Origin of the sequence: Streptomyces sp. NPDC004629 (genome assembly GCF_042873595.1) — a bacterium.
Taxonomy (GTDB): domain Bacteria; phylum Actinomycetota; class Actinomycetes; order Streptomycetales; family Streptomycetaceae; genus Streptomyces.
Genome location: NZ_JBIALO010000027.1, coordinates 88,053 through 114,953 on the forward strand (window position 1 = coordinate 88,053; position 26,901 = coordinate 114,953).

The 26,901-nt window shown below is 71.5% G+C and carries 24 protein-coding genes; 15 read left to right on the forward strand and 9 right to left on the reverse strand.

All coding sequences use genetic code 11. The annotated features are described in order from the left end of the window. Window positions 1-217: 217 nt before the first annotated feature. Window positions 218-1,204: a DUF5937 family protein gene (locus tag ACFYTE_RS32410; RefSeq protein WP_388718360.1), complete on the reverse strand. Its 987-nt coding sequence runs from the start codon at window positions 1,202-1,204 to the stop codon at window positions 218-220. A 213-nt stretch (window positions 1,205-1,417) separates the two neighbouring features. Here ACFYTE_RS32410 and ACFYTE_RS32415 point away from each other — a divergent pair, with 213 nt between their 5' ends. The 4 genes from ACFYTE_RS32415 (at window position 1,418) to ACFYTE_RS32430 (ending at window position 5,327) form a co-directional block, all read left to right on the forward strand. After that, window positions 1,418-2,563, forward strand: coding sequence for an MFS transporter (locus ACFYTE_RS32415; protein ID WP_388718417.1), 1,146 nt, complete (start codon window positions 1,418-1,420; stop codon window positions 2,561-2,563). A gap of 10 nt (window positions 2,564-2,573) precedes the next feature. Then, entirely contained in the window at window positions 2,574-3,083 is a 510-nt protein-coding gene (locus tag ACFYTE_RS32420) for a MarR family winged helix-turn-helix transcriptional regulator (RefSeq protein WP_388718362.1), read from the forward strand. Between the two features lie 129 nt (window positions 3,084-3,212). Further along, entirely contained in the window at window positions 3,213-3,551 is a 339-nt protein-coding gene (locus ACFYTE_RS32425; protein WP_388718364.1) for a DUF3817 domain-containing protein, read from the forward strand. 75 nt (window positions 3,552-3,626) lie between these two features. Continuing rightward, entirely contained in the window at window positions 3,627-5,327 is a 1,701-nt protein-coding gene (locus ACFYTE_RS32430) for a methylmalonyl-CoA mutase (RefSeq protein ID WP_388718366.1), read from the forward strand. Here the strand turns inward: ACFYTE_RS32430 and ACFYTE_RS32435 are convergent. Beyond that, window positions 5,324-5,980 carry a TetR/AcrR family transcriptional regulator gene (locus ACFYTE_RS32435; RefSeq protein ID WP_388718368.1) on the reverse strand — a complete coding sequence of 219 codons (657 nt, stop codon included), beginning with the start codon at window positions 5,978-5,980 and terminating at the stop codon, window positions 5,324-5,326. The genes ACFYTE_RS32430 and ACFYTE_RS32435 overlap by 4 nt on opposite strands. A gap of 224 nt (window positions 5,981-6,204) precedes the next feature. Here ACFYTE_RS32435 and ACFYTE_RS32440 point away from each other — a divergent pair, with 224 nt between their 5' ends. The 4 genes from ACFYTE_RS32440 to ACFYTE_RS32455 all read left to right on the forward strand — a co-directional run bounded on the left by ACFYTE_RS32440 (window position 6,205) and on the right by ACFYTE_RS32455 (window position 10,507). Beyond that, a complete protein-coding gene (locus tag ACFYTE_RS32440) occupies window positions 6,205-7,182 on the forward strand; it encodes a tetratricopeptide repeat protein (RefSeq protein ID WP_388718370.1) in 978 nt (325 codons plus the stop codon). Window positions 7,183-7,842: 660 nt separating this feature from the next. After that, window positions 7,843-8,475, forward strand: a complete 633-nt coding sequence (locus tag ACFYTE_RS32445; protein WP_388718372.1) for a DUF6230 family protein — start codon at window positions 7,843-7,845, stop codon at window positions 8,473-8,475. A 117-nt stretch (window positions 8,476-8,592) separates the two neighbouring features. Next, the gene (locus tag ACFYTE_RS32450; protein WP_388718374.1) at window positions 8,593-9,141 is read left to right on the forward strand and encodes a DUF6114 domain-containing protein; all 549 of its coding nucleotides are present in this window, start codon (window positions 8,593-8,595) and stop codon (window positions 9,139-9,141) included. Continuing rightward, window positions 9,131-10,507: a hypothetical protein gene (locus tag ACFYTE_RS32455; protein ID WP_388718376.1), complete on the forward strand. Its 1,377-nt coding sequence runs from the start codon at window positions 9,131-9,133 to the stop codon at window positions 10,505-10,507. Before ACFYTE_RS32450 ends, ACFYTE_RS32455 begins: the two co-directional genes overlap by 11 nt. Before the next feature lie 124 nt (window positions 10,508-10,631). Here the strand turns inward: ACFYTE_RS32455 and pyk are convergent, their stop codons facing one another. From pyk to pta, 3 genes are all read right to left on the reverse strand, one after another. Then, on the reverse strand, window positions 10,632-12,062 hold the full coding sequence (gene pyk, locus ACFYTE_RS32460; protein ID WP_388718378.1) for a pyruvate kinase: 1,431 nt from the start codon (window positions 12,060-12,062) through the stop codon (window positions 10,632-10,634). A 108-nt stretch (window positions 12,063-12,170) separates the two neighbouring features. Further along, entirely contained in the window at window positions 12,171-13,433 is a 1,263-nt protein-coding gene (locus ACFYTE_RS32465) for an acetate kinase (protein WP_388718380.1), read from the reverse strand. Beyond that, entirely contained in the window at window positions 13,430-15,532 is a 2,103-nt protein-coding gene (gene pta / locus ACFYTE_RS32470; RefSeq protein ID WP_388718382.1) for a phosphate acetyltransferase, read from the reverse strand. Before pta ends, ACFYTE_RS32465 begins: the two co-directional genes overlap by 4 nt. A 268-nt stretch (window positions 15,533-15,800) precedes the next feature. On the opposite strand from pta, the gene ACFYTE_RS32475 reads away from it, so the two are divergent. Beyond that, window positions 15,801-16,826, forward strand: coding sequence for an ATP-dependent 6-phosphofructokinase (locus ACFYTE_RS32475; RefSeq protein WP_388718384.1), 1,026 nt, complete (start codon window positions 15,801-15,803; stop codon window positions 16,824-16,826). A gap of 361 nt (window positions 16,827-17,187) precedes the next feature. Here ACFYTE_RS32475 and ACFYTE_RS32480 read toward each other — a convergent pair whose 3' ends face one another. Then, complete coding sequence (locus ACFYTE_RS32480; RefSeq protein ID WP_388718386.1) at window positions 17,188-18,048, reverse strand: 5'-methylthioadenosine/S-adenosylhomocysteine nucleosidase; 861 nt, start codon at window positions 18,046-18,048, stop codon at window positions 17,188-17,190. Window positions 18,049-18,079: 31 nt separating this feature from the next. Here ACFYTE_RS32480 and ACFYTE_RS32485 point away from each other — a divergent pair, with 31 nt between their 5' ends. Next, window positions 18,080-18,637 carry a hypothetical protein gene (locus tag ACFYTE_RS32485; protein WP_388718388.1) on the forward strand — a complete coding sequence of 186 codons (558 nt, stop codon included), beginning with the start codon at window positions 18,080-18,082 and terminating at the stop codon, window positions 18,635-18,637. Window positions 18,638-18,646: 9 nt separating this feature from the next. On the opposite strand, the gene ACFYTE_RS32490 is transcribed toward ACFYTE_RS32485, so the two are convergent. Next, window positions 18,647-19,333 carry a response regulator gene (locus ACFYTE_RS32490; protein ID WP_388718390.1) on the reverse strand — a complete coding sequence of 229 codons (687 nt, stop codon included), beginning with the start codon at window positions 19,331-19,333 and terminating at the stop codon, window positions 18,647-18,649. Beyond that, window positions 19,330-21,033: an ATP-binding protein gene (locus ACFYTE_RS32495; protein WP_388718392.1), complete on the reverse strand. Its 1,704-nt coding sequence runs from the start codon at window positions 21,031-21,033 to the stop codon at window positions 19,330-19,332. Before ACFYTE_RS32495 ends, ACFYTE_RS32490 begins: the two co-directional genes overlap by 4 nt. A 121-nt stretch (window positions 21,034-21,154) precedes the next feature. Here ACFYTE_RS32495 and ACFYTE_RS32500 point away from each other — a divergent pair, with 121 nt between their 5' ends. The 5 genes from ACFYTE_RS32500 (at window position 21,155) to ACFYTE_RS32520 (ending at window position 26,356) form a co-directional block, all read left to right on the forward strand. Beyond that, window positions 21,155-22,582, forward strand: coding sequence for a cation:dicarboxylate symporter family transporter (locus ACFYTE_RS32500; protein WP_388718419.1), 1,428 nt, complete (start codon window positions 21,155-21,157; stop codon window positions 22,580-22,582). Window positions 22,583-23,003: 421 nt separating this feature from the next. Then, complete coding sequence (locus tag ACFYTE_RS32505) at window positions 23,004-23,144, forward strand: hypothetical protein (RefSeq protein WP_388718394.1); 141 nt, start codon at window positions 23,004-23,006, stop codon at window positions 23,142-23,144. Window positions 23,145-23,190: 46 nt separating this feature from the next. Then, on the forward strand, window positions 23,191-23,619 hold the full coding sequence (locus ACFYTE_RS32510) for a MerR family transcriptional regulator (protein WP_388718395.1): 429 nt from the start codon (window positions 23,191-23,193) through the stop codon (window positions 23,617-23,619). After that, entirely contained in the window at window positions 23,616-23,948 is a 333-nt protein-coding gene (locus ACFYTE_RS32515) for a thioredoxin family protein (protein ID WP_388718397.1), read from the forward strand. Before ACFYTE_RS32510 ends, ACFYTE_RS32515 begins: the two co-directional genes overlap by 4 nt. Window positions 23,949-24,085: 137 nt before the next feature. After that, window positions 24,086-26,356: a HelD family protein gene (locus ACFYTE_RS32520; protein WP_388718399.1), complete on the forward strand. Its 2,271-nt coding sequence runs from the start codon at window positions 24,086-24,088 to the stop codon at window positions 26,354-26,356. Here the strand turns inward: ACFYTE_RS32520 and ACFYTE_RS32525 are convergent. Beyond that, a partial coding sequence (locus tag ACFYTE_RS32525; protein ID WP_388718401.1) for an alpha amylase C-terminal domain-containing protein occupies window positions 26,331-26,901 on the reverse strand: 571 nt, incomplete at its 5' end. The two genes, ACFYTE_RS32520 and ACFYTE_RS32525, sit on opposite strands and share 26 nt — an antisense overlap.

A 26,901-nucleotide genomic window follows, 5' to 3' on the forward strand; every position in this document is an offset into this window, starting at 1 on the left:
GACCCTGGTCCGCTGTTCCTGACCCTGGTCCGCTGTTCCTGACCCGGGTCCGCCGGTCCTGACGCGGGTCCGTCGGGATCGATCGGGTTCGCAGAGCCAAATCCGGGTTTGCCCAGACCGATCGGGTTCGCCGGCCCTGGCGCGGGTTTGCCGGGGGCGGTCGGGGTTGCCGCTGGTCGGAGCGGGGGTGGTGGAGTGGGCGTGTTGGGGTGGGTGGCTAGGTCGGTTCGCTTGATGTGAGGGCGATGCCGAGGGGGGTGCGTTCGTACAGGACTTCGTGGCCGTAGCGGCGGGCCGTCAGCAGGCCGCCGTCGCGCAGCACCGTCAGATGCGCGGACACCGAGGACGGGGCGAGCCCGAGACGGCGCGCCAGCGTCGTCGTGCTCGCCGGTTCGTCGAGCGCGCCCAGCACGGCGGCGCGCCCCCGGCCCAGCAGCCGCACCAACCGGTCCGGGGCGGGGCCCGCGGGCTCGGACCACAGGCCGCCGATGCCGCGGGCCGGGTAGACCAGGGCGGGCTGCCAGGGCGGGTCGAAGGAGCTGATGACATCCGGCCAGACGAACACGCTCGGCATCAGCACCAGGCCCTGCCCGCCCAGCCGCCGCTCGTGCCGGTCGTGCGATGCCACGATCAGCGTCCCGCCCTGCCAGCTGCACCGCTCGCTGATCTCCGGCAGCAGCCCGCCGAGACCGACCTGGGCGAACCGGCGGGAGTGGAAGGCGATGTCCGCCTCCAGCAGCGTGCGCAGCCGCGGCCAGTCCGGCGCGATGAGCACCCGCCACGCCTCCTCCAGAAGGTCCGCCAACTCGCGGACCATCCGCTCCGGGTCGGTGAGCCAGGCCCGGCCGTACGGCGACCGCAGCGCCCCCCGGGTCGCCCGGAGCGACCGGGCGGTGTCCTCGCGGGCCGCCGCCGGATCGGCCGCGCGCACGGCCGCGATCTCCTCCTCGAAGGTGGCCGTCGGACCGATCGGGGGCGGGCCGAGCCAGTCGGGCGAGTGGCCGCGGCGCGGCATCAGCAGCCACAGCGGGGCCAGGTCGAGGCCCGCCGCGGCCGTGCGGATGCGGCGCAGCCAGGGCGCGTGGTAGCCGCGCCGGTCCGCGTGCTTGAGCGTGCGCACCGCCTGCTGCGTCTCCCACAGCGGGGACAGCGCGAACCGGCAGCGCAGGAAGTCGATCTCCTCGAAGTGCAGCAGCGACGGCATGACAGACCTCCCGGGCGCGACGGCGTGCAGCCGGGCCGCCCCGGCCGGATCGGATTCGGCACACACCGAATCTTTACGCCCGACGGCACGCGCGCGTGCACGCTGCCGTGCGTGACATCAGATCAGCAGGTGCCGGCACCGCCGGCCACCGGGTACGCCCGGGTTTTCGCCGTGCCCGAGTTCCGGGCCGTCTTCGCCGCCCACACCCTGTCCATGCTGGGCGTGATCGTCAGCGAGATCGCGCTGTCCGTGCTCGTCTACGACCTCACCGGCTCGCCCCTGCTGAGCGCGCTGACCTTCGCGCTCGGCTTCCTGCCGTACGTGCTCGGCGGCACCCTGCTCGCCGGGGTCGCCGACCGCTTCCCGGCCCGCCGCGTGCTCGTGGTGTGCGACCTGGTGTGCGCCGGGTGCGTCGCGCTCATGGTGGTGCCCGGGACCGGCATCGGCGGGCTGCTCGCGCTGCGCTGCTGCGTCGCCGTCGTCGCGCCGGTGTTCGCCGGCACCCGCATGGCGACCCTCGCCGATGTCCTCGGCGGCGGCGATCTGTTCGTGCTGGGCCGCTCGCTGCTGCGGATCGTGGCGCAGAGCGCCCTGCTCGTCGGGTACGGGCTCGGCGGACTGCTGCTCGCCGTGGTCTCGCCGCGGCACGCGCTGCTGATCACCGTGACCACCTTCCTGGGCTCGGCCGCGCTGCTGCGCCTCGGTACCCGCAGGCGGCCGGCCCGGGCCCGGGCCGCCGGGCTCGGCGACCCCCCGGGCGGCGCCCGGCTGTTCCTCGCCGACCGGCGGATACGCCTTCAGCTGCTGCTGTTCTGGGTGCCCGCGATGTTCTGCGTGGTCCCGGAGGCACTGGCCGCCCCGTACGCGGACGCGCTCGGTGTCGGCTCCGCCGGGCTCGGCCTGCTGATGTGCGCGCTGCCGGTCGGCACCGTCCTCGGCGAACTGTACGCGGGTGCGCGGCTCGGTCCGGCCGCCCGGGAGCGGATCGCGCTGCCGCTGGTCTGCCTCACCCTGCTGCCCTACCTCGGCTACGTCCTGCGCCCCGGGCTCGTGGTCTCGCTGCTGCTCCTGCTGATCGCGGGCGCCGGGTCCGCGTACACGCTCGGCCTCGACCAGCGGTTCGTCCGGGCGGTGCCGGACGAACTGCGCGGGCGGGCCATGACCGTGCTGAGCGCGGGGCTGATGACCGTCCAGGGCGCGGGCATGGCGCTGGCGGGTGTGGCGGCCGAGGCGTTCGGGGTGCGGGCGACCGTCGCCGGGGCCGGTGCGCTGGGGGTGGTGTGCTGCTGCGCGCTGGCCGCGGCGTACCGGGCGACCGAAAGCCGAGACGGGGCTGACCGGCATATGACCGGCCGGTAAGGTCAAGGGCGTGCCGAAGCCACTCAGCCTTCCCTTCGATCCCATCGCCCGCGCCGACGACCTGTGGAAGCAGCGGTGGGGGAACGTGCCGTCGATGTCCGCGATCACCTCGATCATGCGGGCGCACCAGATCCTGCTCGGCGAGGTCGACGCGGTGGTGAAGCCGTACGGGCTGACGTTCGCCCGTTACGAGGCGCTGGTGCTGCTCACCTTCTCCAAGGCGGGCGAGCTGCCGATGTCGAAGATCGGCGAGCGGCTGATGGTGCACCCCACGTCGGTGACGAACACCGTCGACCGGCTGGTGCGGTCGGGTCTCGTGGACAAGCGGCCCAATCCGAACGACGGGCGCGGCACGCTCGCCGTGATCACCGACAAGGGCCGGGAGGTCGTCGAGGCCGCCACCCGGGACCTGATGGCCATGGACTTCGGGCTCGGCGTGTACGACGCGGAGGAGTGCGCGGAGATCTTCGCGATGCTGCGTCCGTTGCGCGTCGCCGCGCGGGACTTCGAGGACGAGTAGAGTTTTCGCGGGTCAGCGCGCTGCTCTCCGCCGACGCGGAGGTGATCCGACCAGGTAGACCACGTGCAGCCAGCCGTGGGCGTGCTCCCCGCCGACGCGGGGGATTTTCGGGCGGATACGCTCGTATCCATGAAACAAAGCGTGCTGACCCGCTACCGCGTCATGGCTTACACCACGGGCGTCCTGCTCGTCCTGCTGTGCCTCGGCATGATCGCCAAGTATGGCTTGGATGTCGCTGGCGCCGCTGACTTCACCCGCGTTGTCGCCATCGCCCACGGTTGGCTCTACGTCGTCTACCTCGTCGTCGCCTTCGACCTGGGCTCCAAGGCGAAGTGGCCGGTCGGCAAGCAACTGTGGGTGCTGCTCGCCGGGACGATCCCGACGGCCGCCTTCTTCGTCGAACGGAAGATCAGCCACGAGTTGGAGGCCAAGGTCGGCGACCAGGCCCCCGCTGTCGCCAAGGCGTAGATCACACCGCCGTGCGAGCGACGCGCGGCGGTCTGCCATCGACATTTACTTGGACGTCCTAGTAAATTCGAGGGTATGGACGCTCACGCCATCGAGGACGGCCGCAGCCGCTGGCAGGCCCGCTATGACGCCGCGCGCAAGCGCGACGCTGACTTCACCACGCTCTCCGGCGATCCCGTGGAGCCGGTGTACGGGCCGCGACCCGGCGACACGTACGAGGGATTCGAGCGGATCGGCTGGCCGGGGGAGTACCCCTTCACCCGCGGTCTGTACCCGACCGGCTACCGGGGCCGAACCTGGACGATCCGCCAGTTCGCCGGGTTCGGGAACGCGGAACAGACCAACGAGCGGTACAAGATGATCCTCGCCGCGGGCGGCGGCGGGCTCTCGGTCGCCTTCGACATGCCCACGCTGATGGGGCGCGACTCCGACGACCCGCGTTCGCTGGGCGAGGTCGGCCACTGCGGGGTGGCCATCGACTCGGCCGCCGACATGGAGGTCCTGTTCAAGGACATCCCGCTCGGCGACGTCACCACCTCGATGACGATCAGCGGACCCGCCGTCCCCGTCTTCTGCATGTACCTGGTCGCGGCCGAGCGGCAGGGCGTGGACCCGGGCGTCCTCAACGGCACGCTGCAGACCGACATCTTCAAGGAGTACATCGCGCAGAAGGAGTGGCTGTTCCAACCGGAGCCCCATCTGCGGCTGATCGGCGACCTGATGGAGTACTGCGCGGCCGGCATCCCCGCCTACAAGCCGCTGTCCGTCTCCGGCTACCACATCCGCGAGGCCGGGGCGACGGCCGCCCAGGAGCTGGCGTACACCCTGGCGGACGGGTTCGGGTATGTGGAGCTGGGGCTGTCGCGCGGGCTCGACGTGGACGTGTTCGCGCCCGGCCTGTCCTTCTTCTTCGACGCGCACGTCGACTTCTTCGAGGAGATCGCCAAGTTCCGCGCCGCGCGCCGGATCTGGGCCAGGTGGCTGCGCGACGTGTACGGGGCGAAGAGCGAGAAGGCGCAGTGGCTGCGGTTCCACACGCAGACCGCCGGGGTGTCGCTGACCGCCCAGCAGCCCTACAACAACGTGGTGCGCACGGCCGTGGAGGCGCTGGCCGCCGTGCTCGGCGGGACCAACTCGCTGCACACCAACGCGCTGGACGAGACGCTGGCGCTGCCGAGCGAGCAGGCCGCCGAGATCGCGTTGCGCACCCAGCAGGTGCTCATGGAGGAGACCGGTGTCGCCAACGTGGCCGACCCGCTGGGCGGTTCGTGGTACGTGGAGCAGCTGACGGACCGGATCGAGGCGGACGCGGAGAAGATCTTCGACCGGATCAAGGAGCGGGGGCTCAGGGCGCACCCCGACGGGCGCCACCCGATCGGTCCTGTCACCTCCGGGATCCTGCGCGGGATCGAGGACGGCTGGTTCACCGGGGAGATCGCGGAGTCCGCGTTCCGCTACCAGCAGTCCCTGGAGAAGGGCGACAAGAGGGTCGTGGGTGTCAACGTCCACACCGGCTCGGTGACCGGGGACCTGGAGATCCTGCGGGTCAGCCATGAGGTGGAGCGTGAGCAGGTCCGCCTCCTCGGCGCCCGCAGGGCCGCGCGGGACGAGACGGCGGTGCGTTCCGCGCTGGACGCCATGATCGGTGCCGCACGGTCCGGGGCCAACATGATCGAACCGATGCTGGACGCGGTGCGCGCGGAGGCGACCCTCGGCGAGATCTGCGGCGCGCTGCGTGACGAGTGGGGGGTGTACACGGAGCCGGCCGGGTTCTAGGCAGTCCGGGCCGTCGCAGGCGGCTGTGGCCGGGGCGTCTCGGCCGCCGACAGGCCGTGCAGGAGGACGCGGGTGAAGTCGCGTACCCAGTCGGGATCGGCGGGCTCCGCGCTGACCAGGGTGCGGTGCACGACCGCGCCCGCGACCACGTCGAAGATCAGGTCGATCGTGCGGGCGGCCTCCGCGGGATCCGGCTGCGGGGGCAGCTCGCCGCGTCCCTGTGCCCGGGCCCGGCCCTGGAGCACCAGCCGCTTCTGCCGGTCGACGATCGAGGCGCGGATGCGCTCGCGCAGCGCCTCGTCCCGGGTCGACTCCGCCACCACTGCCATCAGGCCGCTGCGTGCCTCGGGGCGGGCCAGGATCGCCGCGAACTGGAGGACGACGCCCTCGATGTCGGCGGCGAGGCTGCCCCGGTCGGGCAGTTCCAGTTCGTCGAAGAGTTCCGCCACCGCGTCCACGACGAGTTCGTTCTTGCCCGCCCAGCGCCGGTAGAGCGTCGTCTTGGCGACCCCGGCCCGCGTCGCCACGTCCGACAACGTGAGCTTCGACCAGCCCAGTTCGACCAGCGCCTGCCGGGTCGCGGCCAGGATCGCGGTGTCCGCGGCGGCACTGCGCGGGCGGCCCGTGCGGGGGGCGGGGGTGCGGCTCTGCATCCCCCGACCATAACCGGCGGATTCCGTGCGGCCGTGAGAGAGATCACCGGGGTGTGGTGTCGCCCGGACCCCCGTTGGTATTACGCTACGAGTCGTAGCGAAAGCCCGTGCGGGACGTGCGCGGGCGAACGCGCACGCGAGGTGTGCCCTGGTGCGCGGGTGGGGACTCGGCGCGCTTTCACACCGCTTTTCACACAGGAGCGGGTACGGGGGAGGATAGACGTATGCAGCCACGGAACATGTCCATGAGCGGCGTCGTCGACCTCGCCGCGGTGAAGGCGGCCCAGGAGGCCAAGGCCAAGGCGGAGCAGACGCGCGCCGAAGTCGCCCGACAGGGCGGAACAGGGGCCGTCTCGCCGGCCGATCTCGTCATCGACGTCGATGAGGCGGGCTTCGAACGCGATGTCCTGCAACGCTCCGCCGAGGTACCGGTCGTCATCGACTTCTGGGCCGAGTGGTGTCAGCCCTGCAAGCAGCTGAGCCCGGTGCTGGAGCGGCTGGCCGTCGAGTACAACGGGCGCTTCCTGCTCGCCAAGATCGATGTCGACGCGAACCAGATGCTGATGCAGCAGTTCGGGATCCAGGGGATCCCGGCCGTCTTCGCCGTCGTCGCGGGGCAGGCGCTGCCCCTCTTCCAGGGGGCCGCCGGGGAGCAGCAGATCCGGCAGACCCTCGACCAGCTGGTCCAGGTCGCCGAGGAGCGCTTCGGGCTGACCGGTCTGGCCGTCGACCCGGACGCCGAACCGGCAGCACCGGGCGCCGCCGCGGCCCCGGCGCCGGCCGGCCCGTACGACGCGCTGCTGGAGGCCGCCGTGCAGGCGCTGGACGCCGGCGACCTCGGCGGGGCGATCCGCGCGTACCAGAACGTGCTGAGCGACGACCCGGGCAACAGCGAGGCGAAACTGGGGCTCGCCCAGGCCGAGTTGCTTCAGCGGGTGCAGGGCGCCGACCCCCAGCAGGTGCGCAAGGAGGCCGCCGAGAAGCCGGGTGACGCGCAGGCGCAGATCGCCGCGGCCGACCTGGACCTGGTCGGCGGGCATGTCGAGGACGCCTTCGGGCGGCTCATCGAGACCGTGCGGCGCACGGCGGGTGCCGACCGGGACGCCGTGCGGCGCCGGCTGCTTGAGCTGTTCGAGGTGGTCGGGGCCGACGACCCGCGGGTCGTCGGGGCGCGCAGGGCGCTCGCCCGGGCGCTGTTCTGACCGGGACCCCGAGCGGGGTGAGGGCCCCGTTCTGACCAGTTGCTAAACGCGCGGGCATGTGATGCCCGAGTGAAAGATTTGCCGACGAGACGTCAGAGCGGCCGCGCTTTACCAAATCTTGGTAATCGCGGCCGCTGTTACTCGCAGTAAGTCGAGGCCGTTGATCTGTCTGGTTCCGCCCGGAGATCAACGGCTTTGTTCTGCCCTTCGATGCCACCGAGCGTCGCGCTCCGGGACCGCTGGGTCGTGCTTCGGTTATCCGCCCGTTACTAGCCAGTAACGAACCCCCTTGTGCGGGCGGCGAGAATGCACCACGATCGGCGACGCTCGGTCCATTCCCGTACCCCGACAGCCAATCGGGCGCGCGGGTCCATCTGGGTCCCCACCGAGCAGAGCCGGCGGCAGTGGGGCCGGCTCTCGGGCAGGGGGGTCTTCGCCAGACCGGCGAAGCCTGTCCGGCAAGGTTGTGCGTGATGCGTGTCAGGCGCGACCAGTGGTTGTCGCTCGGGGGTGATCGCCGGTGATTTCGGGCGCGGTTCGTGTCCCCGGGCGCGGGCGTTCTCCTTCCCGAGGACGTAGCACTTCTCCCATCCCTGCCCGGCCGAGCCGCCGACTGGTGCGAGTCCGGGCCAGGAGATGTACGTCCGAGAAGGAGGAAATATGGAGTCCCAGGTGCGTGGCGGGACCAGATGGAAGCGGTTCGCTGTGGTCATGGTGCCCAGCGTCGCCGCCACGGCTTGTATAGGCGTCGCACTCGCGCAGGGCGCCCTCGCGGCGTCGTTCAGCGTCTCCGGCCAGTCGTTCAAGGTGACGGCCGACAAACTGGTGGGCACCGGCTTCGAGCAGTACGGGGCCATCGACGAGGGCTACACGCTCGACGGCAAGAAGACGGTTCACCCCGTCGCCGTCTCGGCGTTCAGGACCGCAAAGATCACGAACCTGTGCCAGTCCGTGGTCACCCCGAACGTCCCGGTGTTCGGTTCGGTCAGCCTGATCCTGAAGGCGGGCGGCGGCGACACCCCCGTCAGGGCCGACAACATCTACATCGACATTGCCGACCTCCAGGCCGACGCGACGTTCAAGAACATCGACATCGGTGTGGCCGCCAAGGACGCCAACAAGGGTCCGGGCATCAAGCAGGGCGACACCACGAACCCCTTCGGGTTCTCCCAGCAGTCGGACAAGGCCACGCTGGTCGGCGTGAAGCAGACGGCGTGGGCCACCACCGCCGGAACCTTCAAGCTCAGCGGCCTGAGGATGTCGCTGTCGACGGATGCCAAGGAGTGCTACTAAGCACTCGATGACGGGCGGGGGAGCCGAAGGGCGCCCCCGCCCTTCCCCTTCCGGCCGCGTCTTCACGCGCGGCACACATCTCCACCACAGCAATGCCGTACCAGGGAGCTGTATTCCATGAGCGCCGAGACTCCTGCCGCACCGGGTCAGTTCACCCGCCGAAGGCTGCAGTTCCGCGCCTGGCGGGGTACCCGTCCGTTCTGGGCCGGCCTGTTCGTCCTGCTCGCCGGCTTTCCGATCATGTACTTCCCGTACGCGCATCTCCAGTTCGGTCATCTGACGATCGCGATGGCCACCACCGCGGGAGCCGGGTCCCTGATCATCGGTGTGCTGCTCGTCGTCCTCGGCATCAGCCTCTGGTTCCAGCAGCACGTGCGGACCTTCGCGGGAGTCGCCGCGATCCTGCTGGCGCTGGTGTCCATCCCCGTGTCCAACTTCGGCGGCTTCATCGTCGGCTTCCTGTTCGCGCTGATCGGCGGGGCGATGGCCGTGGCATGGGCGCCGGGGGTGCCGTCGGCGCCGCAGCCGGCACAGGCGGGCGGTGCGGGCGTCGGGGACTCCCCAAAGGCCGCGCCCGGCAGTGCGACGGGCCCGGGGTACGAGGCGAACGACCTGTCAGGAACGAGCCCGGGCAACGGGGCGAACGGGAGGCACAGTGCCGGCTGACGAGGTGACCCACGGGACCCATGTGGACACGTCCCGTGTGAGAACCGGGCCGCGCCACGCGGCACCCAAGAAGCCGCTGTTCACCAGGTTCCACATGCCGGCGGGCAAAGCCATCGCCACCGTGGCGATGCCGACGGCGGTCCTCATGGGCATGGGGTTCACGTCCACGCTCGCCCTCGCCGACAACAACGACACACCGCCGTCGTCGAAGAGCCTGACGGCCGACGAGTACAAGGACTGTGTCACCGCGCTGGACGACTCGAAGGGCGCCTCGGCCTCGCCGTCGCCCTCCGGTTCGCCGAGCGCGAGCGAGTCAGCGGACCGGGCGACGCCGGCCCCGTCGGCGACGGACGGCACCGCCGACGGCGCCAAGGACACCTCGGGCAGGGCCTCTTCGCCGGATTCAGGTTCCGACGACAAGGCCACACCGAGCCCGTCCGCGTCCAAGTCCGCGTCCTCGGCGGGCGGTTCGGACACCTCCACCTCCGACTCCGGCAACCAAGCCACGCCCACCCCGTCGGCGTCCACCGGCGGCGGGAACCTGCTCGACACCATCGGCGACGCGATCACCGGCATCTTCACCGGCGGCGCGGGCTCCGGCTCCTCGGCGAGCGCGAGCCCCACGCCCTCCGCGTCGGCGTCCGCGGCGGACTCCGGGAGCAAGGACTCCGGCGGCAAGGACTCCGGAGACGGCAAGGACGCGGGCGGCAGCGCCGCCGACACCGTCGAGGACACGGCCGGCAAGGTCACCAAGACGGTCGAGGACACCGTCAAGGACACCACCGACAAGGCGTCCGAGGCGGCCGGGGACACCACCGACGCCGTGCGGGAGGCAGCCGGGTCGGCCACCTCCTCGCCCAGTCCCTCGGCAAGCGCCTCCGCCTCCGCCGACGACTGTCCGCTCGCCACGGACGACACGGGCGGCGTCGACAACGCGGTGCCGGTGGCGGACGACCCCTGGTACCTGAACGCCAGCTCGCTGCTGCTCAAGAACGCCGACTACCAGGGCATCGTCGAGGTGAAGCGCGCCAACGGCACCACCAAGCAGGTGCTGAAGTACGTCATCTCCGGCGGCACCGACATCGGTGACCTGCACCAGACGGTCAACGACAAGCAGGCAGGCAAGACCTACCACGTACAGGCTGCGGCCGGCTCGACGTCCACGATCCGCGACGGCGACACGGTGATGTACACGGAGAGCATCTCCGGAAACCTCTTCGGCCTGATCCCCGTGACGTTCAGCCCCGAAAGCCCGCCGCCGCTGAACATCCCGCTGATCTACTTCACCCATGTGAAGGTGACCCAGGCCGCCCAGTTCGGAGGCACCCTGCACGTGCCCGGCATGCACGTGTACACCACCGACTGACGCCCCCCACAAGCCCGTTCGGGAGCCGCGGAAGACACGAGGGCGCCCCCTGTCCGCAGGGGGCGCCCTCGGTGTCGTACGGGATCCTTCGGTGGGTCGGTGGCCGTCGGATCCGTTGGGGGTGTCAGTCCTTCTCGCCGCCGCCGAGGTGGTGGACGCGGACCATGTTGGTGGTGCCGGGGACGCCGGGGGGTGAGCCGGCCGTGATGATCAGGGTGTCGCCCGCGTCGAAGCGGCTCAGCTTGGTGACCTCCTGGTCGACCAGGTCGACCATCTCGTCGGTGCTGTTCACGAACGGCACGACATGCGATTCCACACCCCAGCTGAGCGCCAGTTGGTTGCGGGTGGACTCGTCCGTGGTGAAGGCGATGATCGGCTGGGCGGCGCGGTAGCGGCACAGCCGGCGGGCGGTGTCACCGGACTTGGTGAAGGCGATCAGGCCCTTGCCGCCGAGGAAGTCCGCGATCTCGCACGCGGCCCGGGCGACCGAACCGCCCTGCGTGCGCGGCTTCTTGCCCGGCACCAGCGGTTGCAGGCCCTTGGAGAGCAGTTCCTGCTCGGCCGCCCGGACGATCTTCGACATCGTCTTGACGGTCTCGACCGGGTAGGCGCCCACGCTCGACTCGGCGGACAGCATGACCGCGTCGGCGCCGTCCAGGATCGCGTTGGCCACGTCGGATGCCTCGGCGCGGGTCGGACGGGAGTTGGTGATCATCGACTCCATCATCTGGGTCGCCACGACCACCGGCTTGGCGTTGCGCCGGCACAGTTCGATCAGGCGCTTCTGCACCATGGGGACCTTCTCCAGCGGGTATTCGACGGCCAGGTCGCCGCGGGCGACCATCACGCCGTCGAACGCCATCACGACGTCCTCCATGTTCTCGACCGCCTGCGGCTTCTCCACCTTGGCGATCACCGGGACGCGGCGGCCCTCCTCGTCCATCACCTTGTGGACGTCGGCCACGTCCCGGGCGTCCCGGACGAAGGACAGCGCGACCAGGTCGCAGCCCATGCGCAGCGCGAACCGCAGGTCCTCGATGTCCTTGTCGCTGAGCGCGGGCACGTTGACGGCCGCGCCGGGCAGGTTGATGCCCTTGTGGTCGGACACGACGCCGCCCTCGATGACGATCGTCCGCACCCGGGGGCCCTCGACGTCCAGGACCTTCAGCTCGACGTTGCCGTCGTTGATCAGGATCTGGTCGCCGCGCGAGACGTCGTTCGGCAGGCCCTTGTACGTCGTGCCGCAGATGCTCTTGTCGCCGGGGACGTCCTCGGTGGTGATGACGAACTCGTCGCCGCGCTCCAGTTCCACCGGACCCTCGGCGAAGGTCTCCAGGCGGATCTTCGGTCCCTGGAGGTCGGCGAGCACGCCGATGGCGCGGTTGGTCTCCTTGGACGCGGCGCGGACGCGGTCGTACCGCGCCTGGTGCTCGGCGTGGGTGCCGTGGCTGAAGTTGAACCGGGCCACGTTCATGCCCGCCTCGATCATGGCGACGAGCATCTCGTGGGAGTCGACCGCGGGGCCGAGAGTACAGACGATTTTCGAACGGCGCATGGGGCGATCCTATCGGTTTGTTTCGCTACGGAATATTCCGTCTGATGGAAGACACAAATGGGCGGGTTCACGCTCAGGCGAGTGCCAGGCGAGTGCCGGTCGAATTCCTCAGACGCCCTTTCCGACCAGTGCGTAGGTCTGTTCGGCGATCTCCAATTCCTCGTCCGTCGGAACCACGGCCACGGCGACCCGCGCGTCCGGCGGCGAGATCAGCCGGGCCCCGTCGCCCCGCGCGGCGTTCAGCTCCGGGTCGACGTCGAGGCCCAGCGCCGCCAGGCCCTCGATCGCCGCCGCCCGCACCGGGGCGGCGTTCTCGCCGACCCCGGCGGTGAAGACGACCGCGTCCACCGTGCCGAGTACCGCGTAGTAGGCGCCGATGTACTTCTTCAGCCGGTGCACGTAAATGTCGAAGGCGAGCCGCGCCCCGGCGTCGCCCTCCTCGATCCTGCGCTGAATCTCCCGCATGTCATTGTCGCCGCACAGGCCGAACAGACCGCTCCCCTTGTTGAGAAGAGTGTCGATCTCATCCATGGACATTCCGCCAACGCGCCGCAAATGGAAGATGACGGCGGGATCCAGGTCACCGGAGCGGGTTCCCATCACCAGCCCCTCCAAGGGCGTCAGTCCCATCGAGGTGTCCACGCACCGGCCGCCGCGGACCGCCGAGGCCGACGCCCCGTTGCCCAGGTGCAGCACGATCACATTCACCTCCTGCGGGGCCCTGCCGAGCAGCCGCGCGGCCGCCCGGGAGACATACGCGTGCGAGGTGCCGTGGAAGCCGTAGCGCCGCACCCGGTAGCGGTCCGCCAGTTTCGTGTCGATCGCGTAGCGGGCCGCGTACTCCGGCATCGTCGTGTGGAACGCGGTGTCGAAGACCGCGACCTGCGGCAGGTCGGGGCGCAGCGCCCGCGCCGTGCGGATGCCGGTCAGATTCGCCGGGTTGTGCAGCGGCGCGACCGGGATCAGCCGCTCGATCTCGGTGAGCACGGAGTCGTCGATGACGGTGGGCTCCGTGAAGAACATGCCGCCGTGCACCACGCGATGCCCGATCGCGGCCAGCTCCGGCGAGTCGAGGCCGATGCCGTCCCGGGACAGCTCCCCGGCGACGGCCTTCAGGGCGGCGTCGTGATCCGCGATCGGCCCGTTCTGCTCACGGGTCTCGCCCGTGGTCCGGCAGGTGTGCCTGAGCCGGGAGGTCTGCTCGCCGATCCGCTCCACCAGACCGACGGCGAGCCGGCCGCCGTCGCGCATGTCCAGCAGCTGGTACTTCAGCGACGAGGAGCCGGAGTTCAGGACGAGGACGCGGGAAGCGACGGCGGCCGGTTGCGGCTCGCCGGACGGCGTCGTGGCGGGCGACGGGCGGGAGGTCACTGGGCGGCTGCCTTCTCGTGCGGGGCCGGGGCGGGGCTCTGGGCCTGGACGGCCGTGATGGCGACGGTGTTGACGATGTCCTGGACGAGGGCGCCCCGTGACAGATCGTTGACCGGCTTGCGCAGGCCCTGCAGCACCGGTCCGACGGCGATCGCGCCGGCCGAGCGCTGCACGGCCTTGTAGGTGTTGTTGCCGGTGTTCAGGTCGGGGAAGATCAGCACGCTGGCCTGCCCCGCCACCTCGGAGCCCGGCAGCTTGGTCGCGGCGACCGTGGGTTCCACCGCGGCGTCGTACTGGATCGGCCCCTCGATCTTCAGATCGGGCCGCCGCGCGCGGGCCAGCTTCGTGGCCTCACGCACCTTGTCGACATCGGCGCCCGAACCGGACGTGCCGGTGGAGTACGACAGCATCGCGATCCGCGGCTCCACGCCGAACTGCCGCGCGGTGGCCGCCGACTGGACGGCGATGTCGGCGAGCTGCGCGGCGTCCGGGTCCGGGTTGACCGCGCAGTCACCGTAGACCAGCACCTTGTCGGCGAGGCACATGAAGAAGACCGACGAGACGATCGAGGACTCCGGCCGGGTCTTGATGATCTCGAACGCGGGCCGGATGGTGGCCGCGGTGGAGTGCACGGAACCGGAGACCATGCCGTCCGCCAGGCCCTCCTCGACCATCAGGGTGCCGAAGTAGTTCACGTCGGCGACGACGTCGTGGGCCAGCTCCGCCGTGACGCCCTTGTGGGCGCGCAACCGGGCGTACCGCTCGGCGAAGGCCTCGCGCAGCTCGGAGACGGCCGGGTCGATCAACTGCGCCTCGCCGAGGTCGATGCCGAGGTCGGCGGCCTGCTTGCGGATCCGGTCGACCGGCCCGAGCAGGGTCAGATCGCACACGTCCCGGCGCAGCAGCACCTCGGCGGCGCGCAGCACGCGTTCCTCGGTGCCCTCCGGCAGGACCACCCGGCGCCGGTCGGCGCGGGCCTGCTCCAGCAGCTTGTGCTCGAACATCATCGGGGTGACGCGGTCGCTGCTCGGCGCGGAGACCCGGCGCAGCAGGTCACCGGTGTCGACGTACCGCTCGAACAGGCCGAGCGCGGTCTCCGCCTTGCGCGGGGTGGCCGCGTTCAGCTTGCCTTCCAGGGAGAACAGCCGCTCGGCGGTGGGGAAGCTGTTGCCGGCCACGGACAGCACCGGGGTGCCGGGGGCGAGGCGGGCGGCCAGGGTGAGGATCCCGTCGCTGGGGCGCTCGTCCAGGGTCAGCAGGACGCCCGCTATCGGCGGGGTGCCGGCGCTGTGCGCGGCCAGCGAGCCGACGACCAGGTCGGCGCGGTCGCCCGGGGTCACCACGAGGCAGCCCGGGGTCAGCGCGGCCAGCAGGTTGGGCAGCATGGCGCCGCCGAAGACGAAGTCGAGCGCGTCCCGGGCGAGCCCCGAGTCGTCGCCGAGCAGCACCTCGGCGCCCAGGGCCTGGCCGATCTGCGCGACGGTCGGCGCCGCCAGGGCCGGCTCGTCCGGCAGCACGTAACAGGGCACCGGCAGCCGGTTCGCGAGCTGTCCGGCCAACTCCTCGCGGTCGCCCGGGGCCACCCGGTTGGCGACCATCGCCAGTACGTCGCAGCCCAGGCCCTGGTAGGCCCGGAAGGCGTTGCGGGTCTCGGCGAGCACGGACTCGGTGCTCTGCCTGCGGCCGCCCACCACCGGGATGACGGAGGCGCCGAACTCGTTGGCGAGCCGGCCGTTGAGGGCGAGTTCGTCGGGCAGTTGGGTGTCGGCGAAGTCGGTGCCGAGCACCAGGACGACGTCGTAGTCGCGGGCCACCAGGTGGAAGCGGTCGACGAGCGTGGACACCAGCTCGTCGCTGCCCTGCTCGGCCTGGAGCGTGGACGCCTCGTGGTAGTCCATGCCGTAGACGGTCGCCGGGTCCTGGGAGAGCCGGTAGCGGGCCCGCAGCAGTTCGAAGAGGCGGTCGGGGTGGTGGTGCACGAGCGGACGGAACACACCCACCCGGTCGACCTGCCGGGTCAGGAGTTCCATGACTCCCAGCTCGACGACCTGGCGGCCGTCGCCGCGGTCGATCCCGGTGACGTACACACTGCGGGTCACGCGTGCTCTCCGTTTCGTCGCGTTCGTCTCGTTCATCGCGTTCATCGCGTTCGTCTCGGTGGCTCGTTCATGTCGGCGCCGCCGCACACCCTTCGGCGGCTGTTCCGGCACGCACAAAAATCGCCCACCGGGGTGAGCGGAACCCCCTTGACAATACCTTCGCCCGCGGATAAAGCGCCCGTCAGGACGGGGGTCCACGTCCGCCCCCGGGACATGAAACAATCGGACTGGCTCACCCGCGTCGACAGCGAGCAGGAGACACAGCAGGATGCGCATCGGAGTCCTCACCGCAGGCGGCGACTGCCCCGGCCTGAACGCCGTGATCCGGTCGGTCGTGCACCGGGCGGTCACGAACTACGGCGACGAGGTGATCGGCTTCGAGGACGGCTACCGGGGACTGCTCGACGGCCACTACCGCACCCTCGACCTCGACGCGGTCGGCGGCATCCTCTCCCTCGGCGGGACCATCCTCGGCTCCTCGCGCCTGGAGCGCGACCGGCTGCGCGAGGCCTGCGAGCGGGCCACCGACATGGTCGACGAGTTCGGGATCGACGCGCTGATCCCGATCGGCGGCGAGGGCACGCTGACCGCGGCCCGGATGCTCTCCGACGCGGGCCTGCCGGTCGTGGGCGTCCCGAAGACGATCGACAACGACATCTCCTCCACGGACCGCACCTTCGGCTTCGACACCGCGGTCGGCGTCGCCACCGACGCCATGGACCGCCTCAAGACCACCGCGGAGTCCCACCAGCGCGTGATGGTCGTCGAGGTCATGGGCCGGCACGCCGGCTGGATCGCCCTGGAGTCCGGCATGGCCGGCGGCGCCCACGGCATCTGCCTGCCCGAGCGGCCGTTCGACCCGGGCGACCTGGTCAAGATGGTCGAGGAGCGGTTCGACCGCGGCAAGAAGTTCGCCGTCATCTGCGTCGCCGAGGGCGCGCACCCCGCCGAGGGCACGATGGACTACGGCAAGGGCGCGATCGACCAGTACGGGCACGAGCGCTTCCAGGGCATCGGTACGGCCCTCGCGTACGAGCTGGAGCGGCGGCTCGGCAAGGAGGCCAAGCCGGTCATCCTCGGCCATGTCCAGCGCGGCGGCACGCCGACCGCGTACGACAGGGTGCTCGCCACCCGCTTCGGCTGGCACGCGGTGGAGGCCGCGCACCGGGGCGAGTTCGGCAGGATGACCGCGCTGCGCGGCACCGACATCGTGATGGTGCCGCTCGCGGAGGCGGTCACCGAACTGAAGACGGTACCGAAGGACCGGATGGACGAGGCCGAGTCGGTCTTCTGATCCCCCTCATCCTGGTGAGCATCCGGACGCCACGGGTGGCCACCGACGGCACGGGCGTCGGGCGTCGAGGTGCGTCGGGGGTACCGGGGCGTGGTCGTGACGATGCCGCCGGTGGCGCGGGCGTTCGCCGTTCTTCTCCAGTCGTGCGCGAGCCAGGGCGAGGCCGAAGGCCGTGTCGTCCGGTGGCGTGGGTGTGCCGGAGTCGGTGGTGGGTGGCGCGTGGGCAGGTCGGTGTTGCCGTGCCGTGAGGGGCGCCGGGGCGTGGTGGTGATCGGGCCGCGTGGAGGGCGGGTTTCGTGCGTGGCACGCGCGTGGGCGTCCGGCTCAGCCCTTGACCGCGCCGCCCATTAGGCGGGTGCCGTCAGCGGTGGTCGTCGGTGCGGTCGGTGCCCACCGCCTTGCCGACGACGGGTGCGTGGAAGGTGCCGCCCCGGAAGTCGATGTGGTCGCCGCCGTACGTGCCTTGGGCGTCCTCCTCGGGTCCGGCGGGGGCATCGCCGTCCGGGGCGTGTGTGCGCAGCACCGCCACGGCGACGGCCGCCGCCCGCGCCGCGGCCCGCTCCTGGGAACCGGCGGCGTCGGCCCGCTGCTTGTCCGCGTCGGCGCGGTCGCTGATGCCGCGGATCACCAACGCGTCGACCTGCCCGCTCAGATGGGCCGCGTGGACCGCTCCCGAACCCTCCGTCTCGATCGCCGCCGCATCGTTGTAGTGCTCCCGCAGCTGCCGGGCGACGCCGGAGGCGGCGTCGGCCAGCACCACGTCACCGCTGGCGATCGGCTTGAAGTGCACGCGTACACCCGGCATGTCCCGTACGGCCGAACGGGCCGCCTGCACCAGCGCGTTGGAGCCGAACCATGCCTCCGGGCGGACCAGCAGGCCATCGGGTGTCTGCTTGCCGCCGTGCACGGCGTACACCTTGGTGCCCACCACCACGTCACCGAGGGCGACGTCGTCCTTGAGGGCGCCCGCGACGCCGACGAACAGCACCGCCCGCGGACGCAGCCAGTCGATGAGCGGACCGGTGAGCGCGGCGGCGGTCCGCGCGCCCTCACCCAACTCGGCGGTCACCACCTGCCAGGAGCAACCGGGCAGCCGTCCCACCTCCACCCGGGTCCCGCCCGCATGCACCCGCTCCCGGCGCTCCGTCACATGGGCGCGCACCGCCGCGTACTCCAGCGCGAGCGCGGTCAGGACCAAAACGGTGGGCGGTGTCTGCGGCACACTCTTAAGGTAGCCGGGGGAAGGGGCGCGAGTGCCGGAACGAGACGTCAGCGTGGGCCAGTTGCTGCTCACCGAGTACCAGACCGTCAAGGACGAGCAGAAGAGCCGGATCGGCTTCCGCGACAACCTGCTCTACGTCACCCTCACCGTGGTGGCCGCGGTCGTCGCCGCCGTGGCCCAGGCCGGCCGGCCCGCCATGCTGCTCGCCCTGCCCCCGGTGTGCGTGGTCCTCGGCTGGACCTACCTGGTCAACGACCAGAAGATCTCGGCGATCGGCGCCTATGTGCGCGACGAACTGGCGCCGCGGCTGGCCGAACTGGCCGGTGCGGAGGCGACGGAGGTCTTCCGCTGGGAGGCGGCGCACCGGCAGGACGCCCGGCGCCTGTCCCGCAAGGTCGTGCAGCTGGTGGTGGACCTGCTGGCGTTCTGCGTGGTGCCGGCGAGCGGGCTCGCCGTGTACTGGGTGGCGGGCGGGCCGTCGGCGGGGCTGGTGTCCCTGTCGCTGCTGGAGGCCCTCGCGGTGGGCGGACTCGGCCTCAACATCGTGCTCTACGCCGTGCCGCTCAGTCCGGCGGCCGAGCCGGACTGAGCGCTCACCTCACTGCCCCGTCACCCACCGGTACTGCAGTTCCGGGCGGCCCACCGTGCCGTACTGCGGGCTGCGGGCCGCCCGGCCCGTGTCGACCAGGTGCTCCAGGTAGCGGCGGGCCGTGATGCGGGAGATGCCGACCGCCTCGGCGACGCCGGCCGCGGTGAGTCCGCCGGTGCGGTCGCGCAGGGCCACCGTGACCCGCTCCAGGGTGGGCGCGCTCAGACCCTTCGGCAGCGCCGCCGGGCTCGGCGCCCGCAGCACCGCGAGCGCCCGGTCCACCTCGTCCTGCCCGCTGGCCTCGCCGGCCGCCGCATGGAACTCGGCGTAGCGCAGCAGCCGGTCCCGCAGGGTCGCGAAGGTGAAGGGCTTCAGGACGTACTGCACGACCCCGAGCGAGACCCCTTCGCGTACCACGGTCAGGTCCCGGGCGGACGTCACCGCTATCACATCGGCGTGATGGCCGGCCGCCCGCATCGAGCGGGCGAACTGCAGGCCGTGCACGTCCGGCAGGTGCAGATCGAGCAGCAGCAGGTCCACCGGGGTGCGGTCCAGCACCCGCCGGGCCTCCGCGCCGGTGTGCGCCTTGCCCACGGCGACAAAGCCCGGCACCCGTCCGACGTACAGCACATGCGCGTCCGCGGCGACCGGGTCGTCCTCCACGACGAGGACCCGGATGGGCTGTCCCGCCGTCATGCCCCACCTCGCGCCGCGGCGCTGCCGATCCTGCGGGCCGGCCCCGCGGTCCCGCCCAGGGGCAGCCGTGCCTCGAACACCGCACCGCCCGCACCGCCGGCACCTCCGGCCCCGCCCTGTTCGTTCTCCGTCACCGTCAACGTGCCCTCCTGCCGGGTCACTGCCTGCCGCACCAGCGCGAGGCCGAGCCCACGGCCCTGGGGCCCGGCCGGCTTGGTCGTGAATCCCCGCTGGAACACCAGCTCGGCATGGGCCGGATCCACCCCGCTGCCCGAGTCGGCGACCCGCAGCACCAGTTCGGCGCGGCCCCCCGCGGCCGCGTCCGCCGTCTCTTCGGCGTATGCCGTCACCGTGACCCGGGCCCGCACGGTGCCCTGGGCCGCGTCCACCGCGTTGTCGATCAGATTGCCGAGGATGGTCACCAGGTCGCGGGCCGGCAGGCCCTGCGGGAGCAGACCGTCGTCCAGCCGGCTCTCCGGCGCCACCACCAGCTCCACGCCCCGCTCGTTGGCCTGGGCGGTCTTGCCGAGCAGCAGGGCGGCCAGCACCGGCTCGCTGACCGCGGCCACCACCTGGTCGGTCAGCGCCTGGGCCAGCTCCAGCTCGGCGGTCGCGAACTCCACCGCCTCCTCGGCACGGCCCAGCTCGATCAGGGAGACCACCGTGTGCAGCCGGTTCGCCGCCTCGTGGGCCTGCGAGCGCAGCGCCTGGGTGAAACCACGCTCCGAGTCCAACTCGCCCATGAGCGACTGGAGTTCGGTGACATCCCGGAGGGTGACGACGGTGCCGCGGCGCTCACCGCCGGACACCGGCGAGGTGTTGACGACCAGCACCCGGTGCGCCGTCAGATGCACCTCGTCGACCCGCGGCTGCGAGGCCAGCAGCGCCCCGGTGAGCGGTGCGGGCAACCCGAGGTCGGCCACCGATCGGCCCACCACCTCCTCGGGGCCGACGCCGAGCAGTTCCCGACCGCCGTCGTTGATGAGGGCCACACGGAACTGGCCGTCCAGCATCAGCAGCCCCTCGCGCACCGCGTGCAGCGCGGCCTGGTGATAGTCGTGCATGTGGCTCAGCTCGGCCGCGTTCATGCCATGGGTGTGCCGGCGCAGCCGGGCGTTGATGACGTACGTGCCGACGCCGCCCAGCGCCAGGGCGCCGGCCGCGACCCCGGCCATGGCCGTGACCTGCTCCTGCACCCGCTCGCTGATGGCCTCGACGCGGATGCCCGCGCTCACCAGGGCGATGACACGGTTGCCGTCCCAGACGGGCGTGACGGCGCGCACGGACGGGCCGAGGGTGCCGGTGTACGTCTCGGTGAAGGAGTGGCCCTCAAGGGCGGGCCCGATGTGCCCGAGGAACTTCCCGCCGATCTGTGCGGTGTCCGGGTGGGTCCAGCGGATGCCCCGCGGGCTCATGATCGTCACGAAGTCGACGCCGGTGTCCCGCTGGACCTGGAGCGCGTACGGCTGGAGCCGGGCCGTCGGGTCCGGGGCGTTGATCGCCTCCCGCACCGAGGGGGCGTCGGCTATCGAGCGGGCCACGGCCGTGGCCTGCCGGCCCGCCGCGTCCTCGGCCTGGCCGCGGTCGCTGAGATAGGTGAACAGCGCGTACCCGGCGACCACGACCGCGATCAGCACGGCCTGCATGGCGAACAGCTGGCCGGCCAGGCTGCGGGGTCGGGGCAGGGCGGAGAAGCGCATGTCGTCAGTGTGCCCCTCCGGTTGAGCGCGAACTAAATGAACGTAAGGGTGACCGCCCTCACAGACCAGGAGATAGTCACGGCATCCCCCATATCCCCCGGACGTGAGCCGCACGCCGGTGATGCCGACGAAGACGTCAAGGAGGGCAGCCGTGGCCGCCAGCACATCCGAAACGGCACCTGCCGCACCCGCCGCGAAGCGGGACCGCACCCACTATCTGTACATCGCCGTGATCGTCGCGGTCGCGCTCGGTATCGCCGTGGGGCTCATCCGGCCCGACTTCGGGGTCGAGCTGAAGCCGCTCGGCACGGGCTTCGTGAACCTGATCAAGATGATGATCTCGCCGGTCATCTTCTGCACGATCGTGCTGGGCATCGGCTCGGTCCGCAAGGCGGCCAAGGTCGGCGCGGTCGGCGGTATCGCGCTCGGCTACTTCCTCGTGATGTCGCTCGTCGCGCTCGCCATAGGTCTCGTCGTCGGCAACGTGCTGCACCCCGGTGACGGGCTGCACCTGACCGACGCGATCAAGCAGACCGGGCACGACCAGGTGGCCGGCGACGCGCTGCCGCCGGTGGACTTCGTGCTGTCGATCATCCCTACCACGTTCGTCTCCGCCTTCACCGAGGGCCAGGTGCTCCAGACCCTCCTGATCGCGTTGCTCGCCGGGTTCGCGCTACAGGCCATGGGCTCGGCCGGCCAGCCGGTGCTGCGTGGCATCGAGCACATCCAGCGGCTCGTCTTCCGCATCCTCGCCATGGTGATGTGGGCCGCGCCCATCGGTGCCTTCGGCGCCATCGCCGCGGTGGTCGGCTCGTCGGGCCTGGAGGCGCTGAAGAGCCTCGCGGTGCTGATGCTCGGCTTCTACGTCACGTGCGTGCTGTTCGTCTTCGTCGTGCTCGGTGCGCTGCTGCGGGCCATCGCGGGGCTGAACGTCTTCGCGCTGTTCACGTACCTGGCCCGGGAGTTCCTGCTGATTCTGTCCACCTCCTCCTCGGAGTCCGCGCTGCCGCGGCTCATCGCGAAGATGGAGCACCTGGGCGTCAGCAAGCCCGTGGTCGGCATCACCGTTCCGACCGGCTACTCCTTCAACCTCGACGGCACCATGATCTACATGACCATGGCGTCGCTGTACATCGCCGACGCCTTGGGCACGCCGATGTCGGTCGGCGAGCAGATCCCGCTGCTGCTGTTCCTGCTGCTCGCCTCCAAGGGCGCCGCCGGCGTCAGCGGCGCCGGGCTCGCCACGCTGGCGGGCGGTCTGCAGTCGCACAAGCCCGCGCTGGTCGACGGCGTCGGTCTGATCGTCGGCATCGACCGCTTCATGAGCGAGGCCCGCGCCCTGACGAACTTCGCGGGCAACGCCGTCGCCACCGTCCTGATCGGCACCTGGACGAAGGAGATCGACACGGACCGCGTCCGGCGGGTGCTCGCCGGTGAGCTGCCGTTCGACGAGAAGACCCTGCTGGACGAGGGCGAGCAGGCGCCGGCGGCCGGGCTGCCGGAGCAGCCGGGCAACGGCGACAGCGAGAAGGAGCTGGCCAAGGCGTGACGGCTCCGCCGCGCCCCGGCCCGGCCCCGATTCGGGACGTGCGGTTTCGCCGGGCCTCGTTGCGGCGCCGATTCCGGACGTGTGGCTTCGCCGGGCCTCGTGGCGGCCCCGATTCGGGACGTGCGGTTTCGTCGGGCCCCGGCCCGGCCCCGATTGCGGACGTGTGGTTTCGTCGGGCCTCGTTGCGGCGCCGATTCGGGACGTGTGGTTTCGTCGGGCCTCGTTGCGGCGCCGATTCGGGACGTGCGGTTTCGTCGGGCCCCGGCCCGGCACCGACTCCGGACGTGCGGCCCGGCCTGAACCCGGGCCGGACGTCCGGCCACCGCCCCGGGCGGCCGAGCATCCCCCGTTGCCCGGCCGCCCGGTTCCGTGATGAGCCCGCCACCTGCTCATCCTGCGCTGCCTGGCCGTGGAGCGTGCCGTGCGGGGGGCGTTCGGCTACCGGCACTCCGCGCTGCTACTGGTGGCGGCGCTGCTGCGCGGTGGACGCCGGGCCTTCGACGCGGAGCGGCGCAGCGCCTCCCTGCTGGAGATGGCCCGGTCCGCGGGGAGCCCCGGGTGACCGACGGGTTGCCCTGACCTCGACGTCAACGCCTACCGTCGAGGACATGCGTATCGGCGAGCTGGCCGCACGGGCCGGGACCACCACGCGGACACTGCGGTACTACGAGGCGCGGGGGCTGCTGCCCGCGCGCCGCGACGGTAAGGGCCACCGCGTCTACGACGAGCGGGACCTGCGGCTGCTCACCCAGATCCGGACGCTGCAGGACTTCGGGTTCGACCTGGAGGAGACCCGGCCGTTCGTGGAGTGTCTGCGGGCCGGGCATCCGGAGGGCGACTCCTGCCCCGCCTCGCTCGCGATCTACCGGCGCAAGCTGGACGAGCTGGACGCGCTCATCGGGGAGCTGCGGGCGGTGCGGGCGCAGGTCGCCGGGCAGTTGGGGCGGGCGGAGCGGGCCAGGGACGCGCTGGCCGCCGAGGCGCTGGTTCCGGGTGGTCCGGAACCCGAGTGCGAACTGGGAGGACACCGACGATGACCAGGACGGTCGGCGTGGCCGAGGTGACGGACGGGGACTTCACGGCGGAGGTGATCGAATCCGACCTGCCGGTGCTGGTGGAGTTCACCGCCGACTGGTGTCCGCCGTGCCGGCAGATGGCGCCGGTACTCGGCGCGCTCGCCGCCGAGACGAGTGACCGGCTGAAGGTCGTGCAACTGGACGTGGACGCCAACCCGCTGACCACCAACGCGTACAAGGTGCTGTCGATGCCGACGTTCATGGTGTTCCGGAACGGTGAGCCGGTGAAGGCGATGGTCGGGGCGCGGCCCCGGCGCAGGCTCCTGGAGGAGCTGTCCGACGTGCTGTAGGACGGTGACGCCCGTAAAAAATCCCCCGAGCAATTGCGCTCGGGGGATTTCCCTGCGTATATTCGGTGATTCGCGACTTCATGGAATTAAGTCGCGAAGAAGTTCACTGAGCACAGTATATCCGGGCGGGAGCGGAATTGTCAAACACCGAATTTCCGGACGATGAATTGCGTCGCGAGCAGGAATTCATCGACGGACTGTACGCGCGTGTGGACGCGCTGCGCGGCGACACCGAGACCTCCGTCGCGGACGCCCTCGCGCAGGGCGACAAGCCCATGCAGGCCCGCCTGGAGCGGGACATCCTGGTCGCCGAACGGTCCGGGCTGCTCGCCGCGCTGAACGCCGTGGACGGCTCGCTCTGCTTCGGCCGCATCGACCTGACCTCGGGCACCACCCACCACATCGGCCGTATCGGGCTGCGCGCCGAAGACGCCGAGCGCACCCCCGTCCTCATCGACTGGCGCGCCGATGTCGCCCGCCCCTTCTACCTGGCCACCGGCCACACCCCGATGGGTCTGCGCCGGCGCCGGCACATCTCCACCGACGGCCGCAGGGTCACCTCCCTGCACGACGAGATCCTCGACCTCGGCGACGCCACCCGCACCGGCCACGAGGACCCGACCGGGGACGCCGTGCTCCTGGCCGCGCTCACCTCCGCGCGCACCGGCCGCATGAGCGACATCGTGCAGACCATCCAGGCCGAGCAGGACGAGATCATCCGGGCGCCCCACCGCGGGGTGCTGGTGGTCGAGGGCGGCCCCGGCACCGGCAAGACCGCGGTCGCGCTGCACCGGGCGGCCTATCTGCTGTACGAGCACCGGGACCTGCTGGCCCGGCGGGCCGTCCTGGTCGTCGGCCCGAACCCCGCCTTCCTCGGCTACATCGGCGAGGTGCTGCCCTCGCTCGGCGAGACGGGGGTGCTGCTCGCCACGGTCGGCGAGCTGTTCCCCGGGGTGCGGGCCACCGCCCAGGACACCCCGCGGGCCGCGGCGGTGAAGGGCCACGCCGACATGGCCGACGTGCTCGCCGCCGTCGTACGCGACCGGCAGGCGCTGCCCGACCCGGTGATCGCGATCGAGCACGACCGCGAGGTCCTGATGCTCGACGACGGCCTGGTGAAGGTCGCCCGCGAGCGCACCCGCGCCGCCGGGCTGCCGCACAACGTGGCCCGCGAGCACTTCGAGGGCCACATCCTCAACACGCTCACCGACATGGTGGCCGAGCGCATCGGCACCGACCCGTACGACGGCGGCAACCTGCTGGACGCCGGCGACATCACCCAGATCCGCGACGAACTCGCCGAGAACCCGGACGTCTGGTCCGCCATCGACCGGCTGTGGCCGAGGCTGACCCCGCAGCGGCTGCTCGCGGACTTCCTCGCCGACCCCGACGGGTACCTGAGCGACGAGGACGCCGCCGCGATCCGCCGTCCGGTGACCCGGGCGTGGACCGTGGCGGATGTGCCGCTGCTCGACGAGGCGGCCGAACTGCTCGGCGAGGACGACCGCGTCAGGCGGACGCTCGCCGAAAGGGAACGGGAGACGCAGATCGCCTTCGCGCAGGGCGTCCTCGACGTGTCGTACGCGTCCCGCACCTACGAGTTCGAGGACAAGGAGGACAGCGATCCCGACGGCTCCGAGGTGCTGTCCGCGCACGACATCATCGACGCCGAACGGTTCGCCGAGCGGCACGAGGAGGCCGACTTCCGCAGCGCCGCCGAGCGGGCCGCGGCCGACCGGACCTGGGCGTTCGGGCACATCATCGTGGACGAGGCGCAGGAGCTGTCGCCGATGGCCTGGCGGCTGCTGATGCGGCGCAGCCCTACCCGTTCGATGACCCTGGTCGGCGACCCGGCCCAGACCGCGGAGCCGGCGGGCGTGGGCTCCTGGTCCCGGATCCTCGCGCCGTACGTCGAGGACCGCTGGGAGCACACGCGTCTCGGCGTCAACTACCGCACCCCGTCGGAGATCATGGACCTGGCCGCGGCCGTGGTCCGCGCCGAACAGCCCGGCTTCGAACCGCCCAGCTCGGTCCGTTCGACCGGGGTACGGCCCTGGGTGCGGCAGGCGGCCGACGACCTGCCGGGCGCGGTGGCGAAGGCGGTCGCCGAACTGACCCCCGCCGAGGGCCGCCTCGCGGTGATCGCGCCGCGCGACCTGCACCGGGCGCTCGCCGCCCGGCTGGACGGGGTCACGGCCGGCGCCGAGCCCGACCTGACGCGGACCGTCGTCCTGCTGGACCCGCGCCAGGCCAAGGGGCTTGAGTTCGACTCGGTGCTGGTGGTGGAGCCGGGCCGGTACGGCACCAGCGACCTGTACGTGGCCCTGACCCGGGCCACGCAGCGGCTGGGTGTGCTGTACGCGGGCGGCCTGCCCGACGGGCTCAGGCAGGCCGCAGCCACACCGTAGCCAGCGGGGGCAGGGTCAGCCGGATGCTCGCGGGGCGCCCGTGCCGGCCCCGCGGCTCCGGCTTGACCGGGTGCGGATGCACCACCTCTCCGCCGCCGTAGCGGGCCGCGTCCGTGTTGAGCGCCTCCCGCCACGCGGGGACGTCGTCCGGTACGCCGAGCCGGTAGTCGTGGCGGACGACGGGGGAGAAGTGGGACACGGACAGCAGGGGTGTCCCGTCGGCGTCGTACCTCAGGAACGCGAACACGTTGTCGTCGGCGGCGGTGGCGCTGTCGGTGGTGTCGGCGGTGATCCACTGGAAGCCGGTGGGGTCGGTGTCGCGCTGCCACAGGGCGGGGGTGGCGCGGTAGACGGTGTTGAGGTCGCGTACGAGGTCGCGGATGCCGCGGTGGTCGGGTTCGGCCGGGTAGCCGGGGTCGAGCAGCCACCAGTCGGGGCCGTGTGCTTCGTACCATTCGGCGCCCTGGGCGAACTCCTGTCCCATGAAGAGGAGTTGTTTGCCGGGGTGGGCCCACATGAAGGCGAGGTAGGCGCGGTGGTCGGCG

Excerpts from the sequence above, each read along its gene's own strand:
- ACFYTE_RS32410 (WP_388718360.1), bottom strand. The coding sequence starts at position 1,204 with ATGCCGTCGCTGCTGCACTTCGAGGAGATCGACTTCCTGCGCTGCCGG.
- ACFYTE_RS32415 (WP_388718417.1), top strand. The coding sequence starts at position 1,418 with ATGCTGGGCGTGATCGTCAGCGAGATCGCGCTGTCCGTGCTCGTCTAC.
- ACFYTE_RS32425 (WP_388718364.1), top strand. The coding sequence starts at position 3,213 with ATGAAACAAAGCGTGCTGACCCGCTACCGCGTCATGGCTTACACCACG.
- ACFYTE_RS32430 (WP_388718366.1), top strand. The coding sequence starts at position 3,627 with ATGGACGCTCACGCCATCGAGGACGGCCGCAGCCGCTGGCAGGCCCGC.
- ACFYTE_RS32435 (WP_388718368.1), bottom strand. The coding sequence starts at position 5,980 with ATGCAGAGCCGCACCCCCGCCCCCCGCACGGGCCGCCCGCGCAGTGCC.
- ACFYTE_RS32440 (WP_388718370.1), top strand. The coding sequence starts at position 6,205 with ATGCAGCCACGGAACATGTCCATGAGCGGCGTCGTCGACCTCGCCGCG.
- ACFYTE_RS32445 (WP_388718372.1), top strand. The coding sequence starts at position 7,843 with ATGGAGTCCCAGGTGCGTGGCGGGACCAGATGGAAGCGGTTCGCTGTG.
- ACFYTE_RS32450 (WP_388718374.1), top strand. The coding sequence starts at position 8,593 with ATGAGCGCCGAGACTCCTGCCGCACCGGGTCAGTTCACCCGCCGAAGG.
- pyk (WP_388718378.1), bottom strand. The coding sequence starts at position 12,062 with ATGCGCCGTTCGAAAATCGTCTGTACTCTCGGCCCCGCGGTCGACTCC.
- ACFYTE_RS32475 (WP_388718384.1), top strand. The coding sequence starts at position 15,801 with ATGCGCATCGGAGTCCTCACCGCAGGCGGCGACTGCCCCGGCCTGAAC.
- ACFYTE_RS32490 (WP_388718390.1), bottom strand. The coding sequence starts at position 19,333 with ATGACGGCGGGACAGCCCATCCGGGTCCTCGTCGTGGAGGACGACCCG.
- ACFYTE_RS32495 (WP_388718392.1), bottom strand. The coding sequence starts at position 21,033 with ATGCGCTTCTCCGCCCTGCCCCGACCCCGCAGCCTGGCCGGCCAGCTG.
- ACFYTE_RS32500 (WP_388718419.1), top strand. The coding sequence starts at position 21,155 with ATGCCGACGAAGACGTCAAGGAGGGCAGCCGTGGCCGCCAGCACATCC.
- ACFYTE_RS32510 (WP_388718395.1), top strand. The coding sequence starts at position 23,191 with ATGCGTATCGGCGAGCTGGCCGCACGGGCCGGGACCACCACGCGGACA.
- ACFYTE_RS32515 (WP_388718397.1), top strand. The coding sequence starts at position 23,616 with ATGACCAGGACGGTCGGCGTGGCCGAGGTGACGGACGGGGACTTCACG.